The organism is Pseudomonas oryzihabitans (genome assembly GCF_032027545.1).
Taxonomy (GTDB): domain Bacteria; phylum Pseudomonadota; class Gammaproteobacteria; order Pseudomonadales; family Pseudomonadaceae; genus Chryseomonas; species Chryseomonas oryzihabitans_F.
Genome location: NZ_JAVSJB010000092.1, coordinates 1 through 682 on the forward strand (window position 1 = coordinate 1; position 682 = coordinate 682).

The following is a 682-nucleotide window of genomic DNA, read 5'->3' on the forward strand; positions in this document are numbered from 1 at the left end:
CGGACACTGGTTTAAGTCGTTCCTCGGCAATGGCAGGCGATAGCCTGCCATTGAATTGATGCGGCCGTTGCCAGTTGTAGCGTTGCATCAGGAACCGGCCGATGTCCTGTTGTGCCTGCGTAGCACTCAGGTAACCCAGGGTTGGTATCCATTCCGTTTTGAGGCTGCGGAACAGCCGCTCCATGGGTGAGTTGTCCAGGCAGTTACCTCGTCTACTCATGCTCTGGTTGAAGCGGTAACGCCAGAGCCGCTGGCGAAAGCGTCGACTGCCATATGGGCTCCCCTGGTCGCTGTGAAAGGGCACCTCTCGAGGCCGACCGCGCTGCTCGTAAGCCCTGTCCAAGGCCTGGATGACCAGATCAGCCTCGGGTGTGGCGGAAAACGCCCATCCCACGACGCGACGGGCAAACAAGTCCATGACTACCGCGACGTAATGCCAGCGACCCTGCGCCCAGACATAGGTGATATCGCCACACCACATCTGGTTCGGTGACGAAGTCTCGAAGGTTCTCTCCAGTCTGTTGGGTATGTCTGGCCGTTCTTCGGTTCTCCGTCTGCAGACAGGTGAGCCAGGCTGCTTGCTGACCAAGCCCATCTCGCTCATCAGCGCACGCACCTTGAATCGCCCAATCATGATGCCTTCTTCACGCAGTTGATGCGTGAGGCTGCGGCTGCCAGCCGC

1 protein-coding gene is annotated in these 682 nt (G+C 59.2%); it reads right to left on the reverse strand.

Going from position 1 to position 682, the window contains the following annotated elements:
• Positions 1–682 (reverse strand): IS3 family transposase (locus RND78_RS27855; protein ID WP_312733457.1); only part of this gene is annotated, 682 nt, incomplete at both ends.